The organism is Amylibacter marinus (assembly GCF_030160015.1).
GTDB lineage: Bacteria > Pseudomonadota > Alphaproteobacteria > Rhodobacterales > Rhodobacteraceae > Amylibacter > Amylibacter marinus.
Map to the genome: position 1 here is coordinate 1,071,712 of NZ_BSNN01000002.1, position 17,639 is coordinate 1,089,350.

Below are 17,639 nucleotides of genomic sequence, written 5' to 3' on the forward strand. Positions count from 1 at the left end.
CGCCTTTTTCGTTAGCGGGGTATGTTTGATCCATTTAGGCGATGGAATATGTGGGTAAATGTTGCAACCCCCAGCACCGGGATCAGCAGATTGATCAGCGGGATCGACAGCGGCACCGCCATAAGAAATCCTGCGATGAATATTTGCAGGCCATGCTTGCGCCGCAGGGCCAGCGCATCAGCCGCGGGTATAAAGCGTAGCGCGACCAGCTGAAAATACTCTCGCCCCAGCAAGAACCCGTTTACCGCCCAGAATAGCACCGGCCCCAGCACCGTAAACAACAGATACACCACCAGCGCCAACAGGTTTATCAGCACCAATAGGCCAAAAAATCGCAGGGCCTCGGCCATACTGACCCTCAAACTGGCCCGAGGGGAATCTGGCAGATGCGGATAGTGTTTCTGTTCCACCGCATCGGCGATCTGGTCAAGAAATAGCCCCGTAAACAGGCTGGCAACCGGCACCATCAGAAAAATTGAACCGACCAGCATAGACAGCAACAAAACCCCAGACAGCACCGCGCCAAGCCACTCGATCTCGCCGATCCACGGCAGAGAAATGCTATCGGGCAGGAGAAATTGTACCCCCAGAGTAAGAGCCGCCAAGAGCGCAATTGTCAAACCCACGCCGGTCAAAAGAACGCGCAGAAATCGTCTGTCCGCGATTTGCAACAGGGCCTTGGTGAAATCCGTTAAAATCATAATTCTGGGTCGTTGGCGGCGCGCACCAATTGGGTCAGATCGCCCAGTCTTTCAATCTGCTGGCCATGCGCATCAAAATTGCGGGGCGACAGCCATGTTTGATATGCGGATTGTAGGGCGGGCCATTCCGCATCGATACAGGCAAACCATGCGGTATCGCGGTTGCGCCCCTTTACCACCGATGCTTGGCGGAAAAGCCCCTCATAGGAAAACCCCAGACGCTGTGCTGCGCGTCGCGATGGGATATTGGCCGCATCACATTTCCATTCAAAGCGACGATAGCCGGACTCAAACGCCCATTTCATCATCAGATAGATCGCCTCTGTTGCCCCAACCTTACGCTGAAGGGCTGGTGTGAAATTCACATGCCCCACCTGGATAGATCCGGCGCTTAGCTTAATGCGCATAAAGGCGGCGACCCCTGCGGGGAGCTGGGTAGATAAATCACGAATGGCATAGAAATAGGGATCCTCTGCGGCGGTCTCTTTGATCCAGCGATGGTAACCTGCCAGCGAGGGGAAGGGCCCATAGGGCAGATAAAACCAATGCTGGGGGTCGCTGGAATTAGCGCTGTGTAAATCTGCGCCGTGTTGATCGGCGCACAGGCGTTCCAATTGGACATATTGCCCCGTAAGTGTCTGGGCATCTGGCGCGGGAGGTGGCGTCCAATTTGCAAGAGGGTGATCAGTCATGGGTCTATCCAGTGTTTACCCCATAGGTAACCATGCAAAATCTAACGTCAAGCTTGGCCGTTGTAAATTACGGCCAAGCATAGCGCTAACCTAGAACGGGTCGCTGGTAGAAACTTCTGGCCCGGGGATATTGCGGAACCACCAGTTTGGCGCCCACATATGCGGGGTAGAGGCCACCGGCACAGGCACAATTGCGGTCTGAGCAAAGGCATTTATGACCATGATTGTGTGGTGCATACAGTTGCTTTGTAGGAAATCATAGCCAACGGTTTTCACATGTTCCGCCATGCGCCTACCCGCATTAGGGTTGGGATTGCCACATGTTAGGGGTTTGTACTTATGATACTTGTACCCAGAGCTGAAGCGGGCAAACATTTGCTCCTTGGTTCCAACCTTGGTGAATACACCGTTATCATCCCCGGGCTTAACGCCCACCTTGCCAAACAGCTCGGTTGCGCCAAACAGCCACTGATTGCTGGCGATTTTAATGCCCCATCCCACATGCCCGAAATTAAACGGGACCTCTGGTTTTAAAAACACCACGGCGTTGGCCGCGCAGGCGTTCCCACAGCTGGGGTCTGGCACATCCCATTCACCCCACATATGCGTGCCGCTATTCTTACAGCGGTGCGGGCGGGCGAAGTAATGGCCATTGATGGTGTTTGGATGCGAGAAGCAAGCCTTCTCCCAATCATGCCCCCACGGGATATCCCACAATATCGCGGAATACTGGCGCTTGCCGCCATTGCAAGCATCGGCCTTGACCGGCCCCCAGTGCATGGCGCCCTGCGCGCCCATTTCGCCGCCCTGCGCAGCCATTTCACCCTCGGGTTCTGCGGCGACGGCGGCTGCAAAATCGCGGGCCTCTTGATCAATTCGCCCCGCAATCGGGTCGGCCAATTCCGCCACATCGCACAATTGTTGCCAGACCTCGCTGCCCTCTTCTTTTATGCTGGTATCAGCCGCCGCTGACATGGTGCTGATTTGATCCGCATCAAAGGGGCCTAGATCGGCCTCGCCATCTGTTAAAAAGTACTTCCTAGTCATAAAATTACTCCCATTTACATTAATAATGGTAATAATATTAATAAATCGATCCAATCATTAAGTATAGAAAGTCACATCATTGCGGGATTTACGTCACCTAGAGGATAAATTTGGCCGCATCGGTCATATCAAGATTAGGGAAAACTACCCGCTCCAGATCTGATGTTGAATGCCCAAATAGCCCCTGCATGGCCGAGGCCGCCAACCCGCGCACATCTGCGGTTGGCATCAAATCACGTTGTTGGTACAGCTGATGATCCGCCAGTCCAGGCCAGCGGCCCAGCACCTGTTTCCCGCGCACCGCCCCCCCAGCATAGAGCAACGCCCCCCCGGTGCCATGATCTGTGCCTTGGGTACCGTTTTGGCGCACGGTTCGACCAAACTCGGTCATACACAACACCGCCGTTTTACCCCATATTGGTCCAAGATCGGTTTTTAGGGTGCGTAGGGCGGTGCTTAGCTGTTGTAGCGCGTTGCGCATAGAATTTGGCTGATTGCGATGGGTATCCCAGCCGCCGATAGAAAAGGCCGCGATGCGGGTATCTTGGTGCATTTGCTCGGCGGTAAAGCGGGCCAGCGCCTGTGCACGATCTGCATTGCGCGCGGCCTTTAGGTTATCGGCCATCTGCGCCATCATATCCTCGCCTTCTGCGACTTCCCCGCCCAATGTTTCGGCGCTGAGGGTGATGGCGGTTTGGGCCGATGCATGAAACAGCGGGTCATTTTCATACATGCGCTCGAGGAAATTCTGCCCCTGTACAGACAAAGGCAGGCTACGCCCCGGAGACCAGCTGGAATGCGGAGCATCACCGCTCAGCAATATCAGATCGTCCTGCCCCACCGCAAAGGCGGTTTCGGCGTGGACATTGGGCAACAGCGTCAGCATACGATTTAGCCAGCCCGTTGTACCCGTTGCGGCCTGTTTCTGCGCGATGCTGGCATATCCTGCCTCTAGTAAATCTTGGCCATCAAAATGGCTGCGCTTATCGCGGTAAGGGGTCGAGACCGCATGCGCAAAACCCAGCTCGCCCATGCGCCACATAGGCATCAAATCACCCAGTGCAGGGTGCAAGGCAAACATGCCGTTTAAATCATGCGCACCAGTTGCCATATCCGTACGGTAGGTAGCGAAATTTTGATCCCCAACTGGGCGCACCACATCCAGCCCATCCATGCCCCCGCGCAGGATAATCACCACCAGCCGGTTGTTCGATGGGGTTGCGGCATAGGTAACGGGTGTGATCAACGGGTTGGCGGCAGCAGAGCATCCCAACGCCATTGTGTTCAAGAGAAAGCGGCGGCGTGAACTTGACATGGGTTATCTCCGGTTGAATTCTGGTGAGGCAAGGATCAGCGCCAACGCCTCTTGACGGTTGGCGGCATTGCTGGCCGCAAAACGGGTTTGTTTGCTGGCCAGATCACCCAAGGCTTGGGTCAGGAACAGGCGTGGGTCAAGCGATTGGCTACGCCCTGTTGCGCGGGTGATTTGCATGGCCCATTGCAACCGGCCCGCCAGATTTGATGGGGTGATCCATGCACTGGCATCCTCGGGCCAGCCATCTGGGCCTGCGGGGCGAAACATCACCTGCCCCATCAGGCGCATGGGCAGGGTGATATCACGTCGAAAATGCCTAGAGCTGTAATTTTCTGCCTCGGTTGATGTAATTCCAAGGGCGCGCAGGCCCGATACTACATATTCGAATGGGGTGCGAACCTTGGCACCAATCGCCGAGAAGCTGTGTTTGTTTGTCAACATTGCCCCGTAAACTTGCATCAAATCGCCGCCACTGACACGGTAGGTGCTGGCCATATGCGCCAGCAAATCCTGTGGTGGGTTATCCGAGAAGAAATGCACCGCCAATTTACGCGTGATATGCGTGGCAGTATCCGCGCGCCGCGCCAGATCATCCAAAAACTCATGAATATGCGCCAGTTGCGGGCGGTCGCCGCCGTAGGTTTTGCCGAGAATCTGCTCGGTTCCCGGCTCTGCCCACTGGCGCTGGTATATCATGCCTTGGCGTCCGGTACGCAGGCCAGTTAGCAATTCGGCCAGTTGGCGTACATCCGTTTGGGTGTAGGCGCCATTCACCCCTAGCGTATGTAATTCCAATAATTCACGCGCAAGGTTTTCATTCAGCCCGCGATCGCGACGCCTGCCTGCGATACTGTTGGGGCCGATCGAGGCGCTTTGGTCAAGGTAATCCAACATAGCCGGATGCAGGGTGGCCTGTGTAAGCAATGTAGTGAAATTACTGGCAATATGGGGACGAATGGCCTCTTCCACAAAAGGGATAACCAAGAGGCTAAGGCGTGCATTTTTCGCCGATACGGTAAAATGATTCAGCCAAAAATGCACCAAGCGCTCTCGGAACTGATTGGGGGAATACATCGCCCGAAAAAACACATGCCGCAGAGCATCCTCTTGGATTTTTCGCATATCCTTGCGGGCCTGTTGTCGTTGCTGTCCTGCCTGTGCATCGCCTGATTTTTCTGCCTTTGTCAGGCGCGCAAATTCGCTAAACTGTGCCACCGCCGCATCAAAGCCAAAGGTGGGGTAGGCCTGCGTGATTGTATCCGCGGCGTGTAGCTGTGCAATCAGGTTCTCTGGGGTAGCGGTGGGTTGGTGTTGCCCAAGGCCAAAACCATAGCGAAAGGCCGATATCGTTTCTGGTGAATGTGCCACTTTGACCTCCCTATATATCCTCTATACGTGTCGCAAATATATTTCTGTCGTTTTAATATGCAAAAAGCAACGCGGCTGTACGCCAAAGCGTGTATATAAAACTCAGATGATGGGTGGAGATGTCAGCACAAGAGCCAGATCATGGCCGGCATAGAGGATACCGCGGGGGCCGCGGTATCCATAATTTTTAATCTTCTTGCGGGATGACCCGTAGGCCCAGCTCGCGCAATTGTTCGTTGGTTGGGTCGGATGGCCCGTTCAACATCAGATCCTCGGCACGTTGGTTCATCGGGAACATGATCACTTGGCGAATATTATCTTCGTTTGCAAGCAACATCACGATGCGATCGATCCCCGCCGCGCAGCCACCGTGGGGTGGCGCACCGTAGGTAAAGGCGTTGACCATACCACCAAAGCGCTTGTTCACCTCTTCGTTCGGATAGCCTGCCAATTCAAAGGCTTTGTACATGATTTCTGGCTTGTGGTTACGGATCGCGCCAGAGATCAGCTCGTAGCCATTACAGGCCAAATCATATTGGTAGCCAAGGATGGTTTCAGGATCTTCTGCATCCAAGGCCTCGATGCCCCCTTGGGGCATAGAAAATGGATTGTGGCTGAAATCAACGCGGCCGGTTTCTTCGTCGCGTTCATACATTGGGAAATCAACAATCCATGCGAATTCAAAGCTGTCTTTGTTGGTCAGCTCCAGCTCTTCGCCGATCACGGTGCGCGCACGCCCTGCAACGGATTCAAATGCAGCAGGTTTACCACCAAGGAAAAATGCGGCATCGCCGACCTCTAGGCCCAACTGCTGGCGGATCGCCTCGGTGCGCTCGGGGCCGATGTTCTTGGCCAATGGGCCCGCGGCTTCTAGGCCCTCGCCTTGGTCACGCCAGAAGATATACCCCATGCCCGGTAGGCCCTCACCTTGGGCGAATTTGTTCATACGGTCACAGAATTTGCGCGACCCGCCCTTGGGGGCTGGAATGGCGCGAATTTCGGTGCCTTCGTTTTCCAAAAGGGATGCAAAAATTTTGAACCCAGAGCCAGCAAAGTGCTCGGACACCACCTGCATCTTAATCGGGTTACGTAAGTCAGGCTTGTCTGTGCCATACCACAATGCCGCATCTTTATACGAAATTTGCGGCCAGTCTTGGGATACGGGTCGCCCGTTGCCGAATTCTTCGAACAGGCCCTTTAGCACGGGTTCGATCGTATCAAAGACATCTTGTTGTTCCACAAAAGACATTTCCAAATCCAGCTGATAAAAATCAGTGGGCGAGCGATCTGCGCGCGGGTCCTCGTCGCGGAAACACGGGGCGATCTGGAAGTATTTATCAAAACCCGCAACCATGATCATTTGCTTAAACTGCTGTGGTGCCTGTGGCAGGGCATAGAATTTACCCGGATGTTGGCGCGATGGCACCAAGAAGTCGCGCGCGCCTTCGGGCGAGCTGGCGGTAATGATCGGGGTTTGGAATTCATTAAACCCCTGATCGCCCATGCGGTTGCGGATGGATTTCACCACATTAGAGCGCAGGATGATATTGTTGTGCAATGTTTCGCGGCGCAGATCCAAGAAACGGTATTTCAGGCGGGTTTCCTCTGGGAAATCCGGCTCGTCAAAGACCTGAAGCGGCAGTTCGGCAGAGGCGCCCAGAACCTCCATATCACGGATAAAAATCTCGATCTCACCTGTAGGCAATTTCGGGTTTACCAATTCGGGGGCACGGGCCTTTACCTCGCCATCAATGCGAATACACCATTCCGAGCGCACCGTTTCCAATTCAGCAAAGGCTGCGCTGTCTGGGTCTGCTAAAACCTGTGTAATGCCATAGTGATCACGCAAATCGATGAACAAAATGCCCCCGTGATCGCGCACGCGGTGCACCCAACCAGATAAGCGAACGGTTTCGCCCACGTTTGCGGCGGTCAGTTCCGAACATTTATGACTGCGATATCCTTGCATTTTGGGTGCCCCATATGGATTAATTTTCAGTGTTCGATACACTCGTTTCATCACCAATTGTCAAGAGCGCGATAGTGCATGGGCCCATGGGGGCATACATTGGCGCGATAATCACGGGGCAATCTCTTTAAAATTGGAAACCGCACCCTAGATAATACCCATAGCAACACAAACGGAGCCACAGATGCTAGCCCCCGGTGATTTGATGTTCGTCGGATTTGATTCCGACAATAACGATGCGGCCATGTTGGCCACCACCCATATCGCCGCAGGCGAGGTTATCTATTTTACCGATAACGAATGGGATGGCACCGAATTTGTAGGGAATGAGCAATTGATGGAATGGGTCGTTCCGGCGGGGGGTATTCCTGCAGGAACTGTGATCACCATCGATATGGCCACTAGCCCCGGATCCGCCACCATAGATGCGGGCGGCACGTTTAACTATCTGGGCGGTGGTGGCAGTTTGGCTGGCTCTAACGAGATGTTGTGGATCGTGCAGGGCACGGTGGATGGAAATGGCGATTTGATTCCAGATAATTTCGTCGGTGTGATCGGCAACGAGGACAATAATAACCACATCCAGTCACCAGATCTTTCGGGCACAGGCCTAACCGAAAGCACGGGTGCCGTGATTATCGACGGTGACAATGATTACATGGAATTCACAGGTGATGTGGATTTACCTGATCCTGTTACCCCAGCAGAGCTGATCGCAGCGATCTCTGATACCGATAACTGGTCGTTGGGCAATGGTGGTGGCAATAACAATCCCAATGGTTCGGGTTTTGACGTTAATCTACCTACGGTTATTTGCTTTACCAAGGGCACCCTGATCCGTACCCCTCATGGGAACCGCAAGATCGAAGATTTATGTGTAGGGGATCAGGTCATCACCCATGATAATGGCGTACAGCATATCCGCTGGATCGGCCGGCGCTTGCTAAAGGGGAAGTTCCTGCATCAGCACCCGCATTTAACACCAATCACCCTGCGCAAGCACGCCTTGGGCGAAAACTGCCCCAGCCGCGACATCACCGTATCTCCCCAGCACCGTATGCTCATGCGCGGCGTACAGGCTCAGCTATTGTTTGGTACGGGCGAGGTGTTGGCCGCCGCTAAGGGGTTGGTGAATGGCCAGAGCATTGTCCAAGAGCCTGCAGCGGATGTGGAGTACATTCATATTCTATTTGATCAGCACGAGCTACTATATGCCAATGGCTGTGTATCAGAGAGTTTTTTTCCCGCTGATCATGCGCTATTCAGCATGGAAGCTGCAGCGCGCAGCGAGATATTAGAGCTGTTCCCTGAATTGCGGGTAGCGCCAGATGGCTTTGGCCCTGCGGCGCGCCTTTGCCTGCGCCCCTTTGAGGCTTCGCTGATCTCGCCCAACACCTAAAGGCGCGCATAGGCGGATTTCAACAGCGCCTCTTGGTATTCCGAGGCGGCGGTACTGTCATACACCACGCCACCACCTACGTTTAACTGCACACTCTTATCCTCAAACAATTTCAGAGTGCGAATTGCCACATTAAAACACATGCGCCCATCTGGGGCGATCCACCCGATAGAACCGCAATAGGCATCGCGCGCCTGATCCTCTAGGTCGCGGATCACCTGCATGGCCCGGATTTTTGGCGCCCCCGTGATAGACCCACAGGGGAACAGCGCCTTGAACAGATCATCGAGGGATAGTGCTTGTTTCAGCCGCGCCCGCACCAGCGAGGTCATCTGATGCACCGTGGCATATGTTTCCACAGTGAACAATTCGGGCACATTCACCGATCCCAGCTCAGCCACCCGCGATATATCATTCCGCAACAGGTCAACAATCATCAAATTCTCGGCGCGGTTTTTGGTGTCACGTGCCAAAAACGCCTTGTTGGCGGCGTCTTCATCGGCGGTGGCTCCGCGTGGCATAGTGCCCTTCATCGGGCGGGTTTCAATCATTCTGTTTTGATCCACCTGAAAAAACAATTCAGGCGAACGCGACAGTAAAATCGGCCCCTGCCCCAAGTTGACCAAGGCCCCATACCCCACCGCCTGTTTAGCCCATAATTTGGCATAAAGCCCTAGCGGTGTTCCAGAATAGTGCGCCTGCATCGGAAATGTCAGGTTGGTCTGGTAAAAATCGCCCGCGCGAATATAACCTGCGACCTGATCGAAGGCGGATGCGTATTCGGCCTCTGACCATGTGGGTTTTGGTGCGCTTAGCTCCGCGCCGGCGGCCAGTGATTGGCCCTGTGCCAGCATAGCCTCTGCGGCCAGAGGGTCGGGTGCGTCAAACACGCCAAAACACATAAGCGGCGCGCGGCGCCTTGCTGGCATCAGCGCGTGAAGCTTCTCTTCTAATGCATAACCCAACTCATAGCTGGTAAAACCTGCCAGCCATTTGCCCTGTGCGCGCGCACGTTCCAATGCGCCAAAGGCTGTTGATACATCCTCTATATCCCATGCACAGATCAATTCAGATGGGGCGCAGAAGGCCTGCGCCCGCTGATCTGGGCCATGTTCAATAAGAATGTAGGGGTCGTTCACAGAAATGCCCTTGGTTGTCTGTTCTGTTATTTAATCCCGAACACCCCGAAGCGCCACATTAAATTATAGAATATATTTTAGCGCGTTGTGCATTTTCCAGAGCCCTTAAATGCATTTAAGTACCCCAGTGGTATGGCCGATACGATCGCTTTGTTATTCTTTTTCAGCCAAGTTAATCGATACTGAAAATTGGCGTATTGGCGTGATGAACTGTTCGCGCCCTTAAGGCCGAAAACAACAGTCATACGTTTGTCATTGACCGCATCAACAACACCGGTGTTTGCGATTTTTCCATTCGCAGATGCAGATGGATGCAGGACTTTGATATTATCGTCATCTAAATTATAATCCACGACAATTCGGGTCGGAATGTAACCACCAGAGCGATCTAGTTTTGTAATCTTACAATCCAGAATTTTTGCAGAGGCGGCAACTGGGCCAAGGGTAACGATCGCGGCCAATAGGGCCGTCGTAATTGTTTGTTTCAAAATTTTTCCCTTAAAGTAATATTTATTTTTCTCTATTCTTCTATAGATGGCACTTCAGAAGTCAATGATTTAAGGCCGCGAAATCTGAACATTGTATTGACGCGACGCAGCTCCCCAAAATTCAGCCGCAGATTTCCAAATTTCATCGGTATCCGATCCAAAATCAATTCTACCGCCCAAAACTCCGCTAATTTTCGGGATATACCCCAAACCCCCCTTGCGCCAACCCACTCAAATCATTACACGCAGGACAATTTGGAAAATCCGCGCGATTCCGTCCCCGCGCCCGTCTAAGGAAGCTGCCCTATGCCCAAAAGAACCGATATATCTTCCATCATGATCATCGGCGCAGGGCCCATTATTATCGGGCAAGCCTGTGAATTTGATTATTCAGGGGCACAGGCCTGTAAAGCGCTGCGCGAAGAAGGTTATCGTGTGATTTTGGTGAATTCCAACCCTGCCACGATCATGACCGATCCTGATATGGCAGATGCCACCTACGTAGAACCCATCACCCCCGAAGTCGTTGCCAAGATCATCGCGCACGAGCGCCCCGATGCTCTACTGCCGACCATGGGCGGACAAACCGGCCTAAATACAGCATTGGCGCTGGACGAAGATGGCACCCTTGAAAAATACAATGTTGAATTGATCGGCGCGGATCGCAAGGCGATTGAGATGGCCGAGGATCGCAAACTATTCCGCGAAGCCATGGATCGCTTGGGGATCGAAAACCCCCGCGCCACCATCGCCGAGAGTATGGAAGATGCGATGGCTGCGATCGACGACATCGGCTTGCCCGCGATTATTCGCCCTGCCTTTACCATGGGTGGTACCGGTGGTGGTATTGCCTACAACCGCGAAGATTACATTCACTTTTGCACCACGGGTTTGGATGCATCCCCCGTTAATCAAATATTGATCGACGAAAGCTTGCTAGGCTGGAAAGAATACGAGATGGAGGTTGTGCGCGACAAAGCGGACAATGCCATTATCGTTTGTTCTATTGAAAACGTAGACCCCATGGGGGTGCACACTGGCGACAGTATCACTGTGGCCCCTGCCCTAACCCTGACCGACAAAGAATATCAGATGATGCGGACACATTCGATCAATGTGTTGCGCGAGATCGGTGTTGAAACTGGTGGTTCAAACGTTCAGTGGTCGGTTAATCCCAAAAACGGCCGTATGGTGGTGATCGAGATGAACCCGCGGGTGTCGCGCTCATCTGCTTTGGCATCCAAGGCCACGGGTTTCCCGATTGCCAAAATCGCGGCGAAACTGGCCGTTGGCTATACGTTGGACGAGCTGGACAATGATATCACCGGTGTCACGCCTGCGTCCTTCGAGCCCAGTATTGATTATGTGGTCACCAAGATACCGCGTTTTGCTTTTGAAAAATTTGCTGGGGCTGAGCCGATCCTTGGCACCGCAATGAAATCTGTGGGCGAGGCCATGGCCATTGGGCGCACTATTCATGAATCTCTGCAAAAGGCGCTGGCCTCGTTGGAAACTGGACTATCTGGGTTTGACGAGATCGAAATCGCAGGTGCCCCAGACAAATCAGCGGTGATCAAGGCTATTTCTGTACAAACGCCCGACCGTATGGTTCTGATCGCACAGGCGATGCGCCATGGGCTTACCAATGATGAGATCATCGCCGCCACATCCTTTGACCCATGGTTCCTAAACCGCATTCGCGAAATCGTGGATATGGAGGCAGAAATCCGCGAAAATGGTCTACCCGGCACGGCCAAGGCGCTGCGCCGCGTGAAAATGATGGGCTTTAGTGATGCGCGTCTGGCCACCCTTACCGGTGCGACCGAGCGTGAAATCCGCATTGCGCGCAATGCGCTTGGTGTAACGGCTGTGTTCAAACGCATTGATACCTGTGCGGCCGAATTCGAGGCGCAAACACCCTATATGTATTCGACCTACGAGGCGGATTCGATGGGGGATGTGGAATGCGAGGCGCGCCCATCTGATCGCAAGAAGGTGGTTATTCTGGGCGGTGGCCCAAATCGTATCGGTCAGGGGATCGAATTTGATTATTGTTGTGTACATGCCTGCTATGCGCTGACGGCGGCAGGTTATGAAACCATTATGGTCAACTGTAACCCAGAAACCGTTTCCACCGATTACGATACATCCGATCGTTTGTATTTCGAGCCGCTCAGCATGGAAGCGGTGATGGAAATCCTGCGTGTAGAGCAGGAAAACGGTACATTGCACGGTGTGATCGTACAATTTGGTGGCCAGACCCCTCTGAAATTGGCCAATGATCTAGAGGCCGAGGGTATCCCAATTTTGGGCACCTCGCCAGATGCCATCGATTTGGCCGAGGATCGCGAACGTTTCCAGCAAATGTTGGAAAGCCTTGACCTGAAACAGCCCTATAACGGAATCGCTCATAACGACGAAGAGTGTTTCACCATTGCCAAGGACGTGGGATATCCGCTGGTCATTCGCCCCTCTTATGTTTTGGGTGGCCGTGCTATGGAGATCATCCGCACAGACGCGCAGTTGGAACGCTATGTCACCGAAGCTGTAAAAGTATCTGGCGACAGCCCCGTTTTGCTCGACAGCTATTTGGTGGGTGCGATCGAGGTGGATGTTGATGCGCTGTGTGATGGCGAGGACGTTCATGTGGCTGGTATCATGCAACATATCGAAGAGGCTGGTGTGCATTCGGGCGATAGCGCCTGTTCCTTGCCGCCATATTCCTTGTCAGATGAATTGATCGAAGAAATGACCCGTCAATCCAAGGCCATGGCTCTTAAGCTGAATGTTGTTGGCCTGATGAACGTGCAATTTGCCATCAAGAATGACGAGATTTTTATCCTAGAGGTCAATCCTCGTGCATCGCGCACCGTACCCTTTGTGGCAAAGGCAATCAATTCCCCCATCGCGGCCATCGCGGCGCGTATCATGGCGGGCGAGAAGTTGGCTGATTTTGATTTGAAATCACCCCACCCAGATCATTTCGCGGTGAAAGAGGCGGTTCTACCATTTAACCGCTTCCCGGGTGTTGATCCATTGCTGGGGCCAGAGATGCGCTCTACCGGCGAGGTTATGGGGCTCGATACCACGTTTGAACGTGCGTTTTTGAAATCTCAACTGGGTGCAGGCACGCCGCTACCAGAGCAAGGCACCGTATTCATCTCGATCAAAGACAGCGATAAAACATCGCTGATTCTAGAGGCGGCAGAAATCCTAACCGAGCTAGGGTTCACCATTTTGGCCACGGGTGGCACCGCCAAGTGGTTGTCGGAGAATGCTGTGGCGAATACGCTGGTGAGCAAAGTATTCGAGGGTCGCCCCAATATCGTGGATACGCTAAAGGACGGCGCGGTTGATCTGATTTTCAACACCACCGAAGGCACCCAGAGCCTAGAGGACAGCCGCGAAATTCGCGCGGTCGCCCTGTCTGGTAAAATTGCCTACTACACCACCGCCGCCGCATCCAATGCCGCCGCCAAGGCGATCCGCAACATGCGCGAAGGCGAGATTGAAGTAAAGGCGCTGCAAAATTATTAGGGCAGGAAGCTGCCCTAAACCAAAACGCGACATTGCATTATTTCAGGCCGCCGGCTAACGTCGGTGGTAACCAAGGAGTTGCGATGCGTCTGATCTTTTGTATTGTTTTGTCTGCCGTGCTGGCGGGATGTAATGTGCCGATAATTCCTGGAATTTAGCGCGCCAATGCTCTTGTGCCTTCTGGGATATTTCTTCAGCTGTTTTTGGCCCACTCTTTTTTCCAAACTTCGGGGAATCGCACCCTATCAAATCGCGCCACCGTAATTGGGTACACGGCACTGTCCGATCAACTGTGCATCGTTTTTTCGGGCCCGCAATCCCAGGGGGCTATTTTGCGAATTTACGCACAAAAATTTCCCACAACCGCTGTATTTCGACAAATTATTCCAAATCCCCAAAACTGCCAAAATGTCGCAGGCAAATTTGATATACCTATAACGTAGAACATGCATGGCACCTCTGCCTAAGCATAGATTTAATCGGAGTGAACATGACCGAATTTTCCAAAATCCTAATCGCCAACCGCGGCGAAATCGCAATTCGCATCATGCGTGCAGCCAATGAGATGGGAAAGAAAACCGTCGCGATCTATGCCGAAGAGGACAAGCTGGGACTGCACCGTTTTAAGGCCGATGAGGCCTATCGCATTGGCGAGAATATGGGGCCGGTTGCTGCCTATCTAAGTATAGAAGAGATCATTCGCGTGGCAAAAATGTCAGGGGCGGATGCCATTCACCCTGGTTATGGCTTGCTGTCAGAAAACCCCGAATTCGTCGATGCCTGTAGCGCTGCCGGCATCAAATTCATTGGCCCGAAGGCCGAGACAATGCGCAAATTGGGCGACAAGGCATCCGCGCGCCGCGTGGCAATGGAGGCCGGTGTGCCCGTGGTACCCGCAACCGAAGTCTTGCCCGATGATATGGATCAAGTGCGCAAAATGGCCGATGAGGTTGGTTATCCCTTTATGCTAAAGGCATCATGGGGTGGCGGGGGGCGCGGTATGCGCCCGATCATGAATGCCGACGAGTTAGAAGAAAAGGTTCTAGAGGGGCGGCGCGAAGCCGAGGCCGCCTTTGGCAATGGCGAGGGCTATCTAGAGCGCCTTGTTCAGCGCGCCCGCCATGTAGAGGTGCAGATTCTGGGCGACAGCCACGGCGATATTTACCACCTGTATGAGCGCGATTGTTCCGTACAGCGCCGCAACCAAAAGGTGGTCGAGCGTGCCCCCGCCCCTTATCTAAGCGATGCGCAACGCCAAGAGCTTTGCGCGCTGGGGCGCAAAATTTGTGCTCATGTGGGCTATGAATGCGCAGGGACTGTGGAATTCCTGATGGATATGGACACGGATGAGTTCTTCTTCATCGAGGTGAACCCCCGCGTGCAGGTAGAGCATACCGTAACCGAGGAAGTGACCGGCATCGACATCGTGCGCGCCCAAATCCGCATCGCCGAAGGCGCCACATTGGCCAAGGCTACAGGCGCCGCCAGCCAAGATGACATCCGCCTAAACGGCCACGCTCTGCAAACCCGCATCACCACAGAGGATCCGCAAAACAACTTTATCCCCGATTATGGCCGCATCAGCGCCTATCGCTCGGCCACGGGTCTGGGCGTGCGTCTGGATGGCGGCACCGCCTATTCTGGTGCAGTGATCACGCGGTTTTACGACAGCCTGCTAGTAAAAATCACCACCAAGGGGCCAAGCCCAAAAACCGCCATAGCCCGTATGGATCGCGCATTGCGCGAATTCCGCATCCGCGGCGTGTCTACCAACATCGCCTTTGTGATCAATCTGCTGAAGCACCCCACGTTTCTGGATAACACCTATCACACCAAATTCATCGACCAGACCCCCGATCTATTTGATTTCAAGCCCCGCCGCGATCGCGCTACCAAGATTTTGACCTACTTGTCAGATGTGATCATTAACGGGCACCCAGAGGTCGCAGACCCTGTGCGCCCCGCGCTTGCCCGCGCCGTGGTTCCACAGAACAAAACCCCCGATGTTCCGCGTGGTGCGCGCAATTTGCTGATCGAGCAAGGCCCGCAGGCCGTGGCCGATTGGATGGCGGATCAAAAGCAATTGTTGATCACCGACACCACCATGCGCGATGGGCATCAATCCCTGTTGGCCACGCGCATGCGCTCGATTGATATGGTGAATATCGCCGATACCTATGCGCATAACCTACCAGAGCTGTTCTCGGTGGAATGCTGGGGGGGGGCGACCTTTGATGTCGCCTATCGTTTCTTGCATGAATGCCCGTGGCAGCGGTTGCGCGATCTGCGCGAGCGGATGCCAAACCTGATGACCCAGATGTTGCTGCGCTCGTCTAATGGTGTGGGGTATACCAATTACCCCGATAATGTGGTGCAGGAATTTGTACGCCAATCTGCCGAGACGGGCATAGACGTGTTCCGCGTGTTTGATCCGTTGAACTGGGTTGAAAACATGCGCCTGTCGATGGATGCAGTTCTGGACAGTGGCAAGCTGTTAGAGGGCGTGATCTGCTACACTGGCGATATCTTGGATCCTGATCGTGCCAAATACGATCTGAAATACTATGTGGATATGGGCAAACAGCTAAAAGAGGCTGGTACCCATGTGTTAGGCCTAAAGGATATGGCGGGCCTGTTGAAACCCGCCGCCGCAACAGCCCTTGTCACCGCATTGAAAGAAGAGGTTGGCCTACCGATCCATTTCCACACCCATGACACCAGCGGCATGGCGGGGGCATCTATACTGGCGGCATCTGCGGCGGGTGTTGATGCGGTAGATGTGGCCATGGATGCTTTTTCTGGTGGTACATCCCAACCTTGCCTAGGATCCATGGTCGAGGCCCTGCGCAACACCGAACGCGACACCGGCATTGATATTGCCACCGTGCGCGATATCAATGATTACTGGGCCGCCATACGCGGGCACTATGCCGCATACGAAAGTGGCACATCATCGCCCGCATCCGAAGTTTATCTACACGAAATGCCCGGCGGGCAGTTTACCAACCTAAAGGCACAGGCCCGCTCCATGGGGCTGGAAAGCCGTTGGTTAGAAATTGCCAAGACCTATGCCGATGTGAACCACGCCTTTGGCGATGTGATCAAGGTAACGCCCATTGCAAAAACCGTGGGAGATATGGCCCTTAGCATGGTATCGGCGGGTCTCACAATCGAGGACGTTCTGAACCCCAACAAAGAGGTGGCATTCCCGGAATCAGTCGAGACCTTCTTTAAGGGCGAAGTTGGCCAGCCCTATGGTGGTTTCCCCGAGGCACTACAGAAGAAGGTTTTGCGTGGCCGCACCCCGCTTGAGGTACGCCCGGGTTCAGTATTACCCGCGGCGGATCTAGAGGCCGAGCGGGCCAAGCTGGCCGAGATGCTAGACGTGGAGCATGTGGATAACGAAGATCTGAACGGCTATCTAATGTACCCAAAGGTCTTTACCGATTATCAAGCCCACCACAAGATAAACGGCCCTGTACGTACCCTGCCCACGGAAAACTTCTTATATGGGATGCAACCGGGCGAAGGTATTTCTTGTGAAATCGACCCGGGTAAGACGCTGGAAATTCAGCTGATTGCTGTGGGTAAGACTGACGAAGATGGCCAAGCACGGGTGTTTTTCGAACTAAACGGCCAGCCACGCACCATCCGCGTCACCGATTCCAATAAGGCCGCCACCACCATAAAGCGCGCCCAAGCAGAGGCCGGCAATACCGCCCATGTCGGTGCGCCAATGCCCGGCGCTATTTCATCTGTGGTCGTCAGTGTGGGCCAAGAGGTCGCCGAGGGTGATTTATTGTTCACCATCGAGGCCATGAAAATGGAAACAGGCATCAGTGCCGAACAGGGTGGCGTGATCAAGGCCATCCACTCGGCCACCGGGACACAGGTAGATGCCAAGGATCTGATCGTGGAATTCGAAGCCTAACATCGCAGATTAACAAACAAGCCTAGCGCCCCGCAATGCGGGGCGTTATTCAT

The 17,639-nt window shown here is 53.8% G+C and carries 11 protein-coding genes; 3 read left to right on the top strand and 8 right to left on the bottom strand.

Features of this window, described 5'->3' with window-relative positions; genetic code table 11:
• Nucleotides 1–11 precede the first annotated feature (11 nt).
• From QQL62_RS06140 to aspS, 6 genes are all read right to left on the bottom strand, one after another.
• Nucleotides 12–698, bottom strand: a complete 687-nt coding sequence (locus QQL62_RS06140; protein WP_284377198.1) for an EI24 domain-containing protein — start codon at nt 696–698, stop codon at nt 12–14.
• Nucleotides 698–1,393 carry a GNAT family N-acetyltransferase gene (locus QQL62_RS06145; RefSeq protein WP_284377019.1) on the bottom strand — a complete coding sequence of 232 codons (696 nt, stop codon included), beginning with the start codon at nt 1,391–1,393 and terminating at the stop codon, nt 698–700. Before QQL62_RS06145 ends, QQL62_RS06140 begins: the two co-directional genes overlap by 1 nt.
• A gap of 90 nt (nt 1,394–1,483) precedes the next feature.
• Nucleotides 1,484–2,440, bottom strand: coding sequence for a hypothetical protein (locus QQL62_RS06150; protein WP_284377020.1), 957 nt, complete (start codon nt 2,438–2,440; stop codon nt 1,484–1,486).
• A gap of 97 nt (nt 2,441–2,537) precedes the next feature.
• Nucleotides 2,538–3,755 carry a DUF1501 domain-containing protein gene (locus QQL62_RS06155; RefSeq protein WP_284377021.1) on the bottom strand — a complete coding sequence of 406 codons (1,218 nt, stop codon included), beginning with the start codon at nt 3,753–3,755 and terminating at the stop codon, nt 2,538–2,540.
• Between the two features lie 3 nt (nt 3,756–3,758).
• Nucleotides 3,759–5,123: a DUF1800 domain-containing protein gene (locus tag QQL62_RS06160; RefSeq protein WP_284377022.1), complete on the bottom strand. Its 1,365-nt coding sequence runs from the start codon at nt 5,121–5,123 to the stop codon at nt 3,759–3,761.
• Between the two features lie 187 nt (nt 5,124–5,310).
• Nucleotides 5,311–7,092: an aspartate--tRNA ligase gene (gene aspS, locus QQL62_RS06165; protein WP_284377023.1), complete on the bottom strand. Its 1,782-nt coding sequence runs from the start codon at nt 7,090–7,092 to the stop codon at nt 5,311–5,313.
• A 184-nt stretch (nt 7,093–7,276) separates the two neighbouring features.
• Between aspS and QQL62_RS06170 the strand changes: the two genes are divergently transcribed.
• Nucleotides 7,277–8,491, top strand: a complete 1,215-nt coding sequence (locus QQL62_RS06170; protein ID WP_284377024.1) for a Hint domain-containing protein — start codon at nt 7,277–7,279, stop codon at nt 8,489–8,491.
• Here QQL62_RS06170 and QQL62_RS06175 read toward each other — a convergent pair.
• Nucleotides 8,488–9,636 carry an aminodeoxychorismate synthase component I gene (locus QQL62_RS06175; RefSeq protein WP_431355750.1) on the bottom strand — a complete coding sequence of 383 codons (1,149 nt, stop codon included), beginning with the start codon at nt 9,634–9,636 and terminating at the stop codon, nt 8,488–8,490. The genes QQL62_RS06170 and QQL62_RS06175 overlap by 4 nt on opposite strands.
• 71 nt (nt 9,637–9,707) lie before the next feature.
• Nucleotides 9,708–10,118, bottom strand: coding sequence for a hypothetical protein (locus tag QQL62_RS06180; protein ID WP_284377026.1), 411 nt, complete (start codon nt 10,116–10,118; stop codon nt 9,708–9,710).
• A gap of 306 nt (nt 10,119–10,424) precedes the next feature.
• Here QQL62_RS06180 and carB point away from each other — a divergent pair, with 306 nt between their 5' ends.
• Both carB and QQL62_RS06190 read left to right on the top strand, forming a co-directional pair.
• Nucleotides 10,425–13,655: a carbamoyl-phosphate synthase large subunit gene (gene carB, locus QQL62_RS06185; RefSeq protein ID WP_284377027.1), complete on the top strand. Its 3,231-nt coding sequence runs from the start codon at nt 10,425–10,427 to the stop codon at nt 13,653–13,655.
• A gap of 490 nt (nt 13,656–14,145) precedes the next feature.
• Nucleotides 14,146–17,586: a pyruvate carboxylase gene (locus tag QQL62_RS06190; RefSeq protein ID WP_284377028.1), complete on the top strand. Its 3,441-nt coding sequence runs from the start codon at nt 14,146–14,148 to the stop codon at nt 17,584–17,586.
• Nucleotides 17,587–17,639 lie beyond the last annotated feature (53 nt).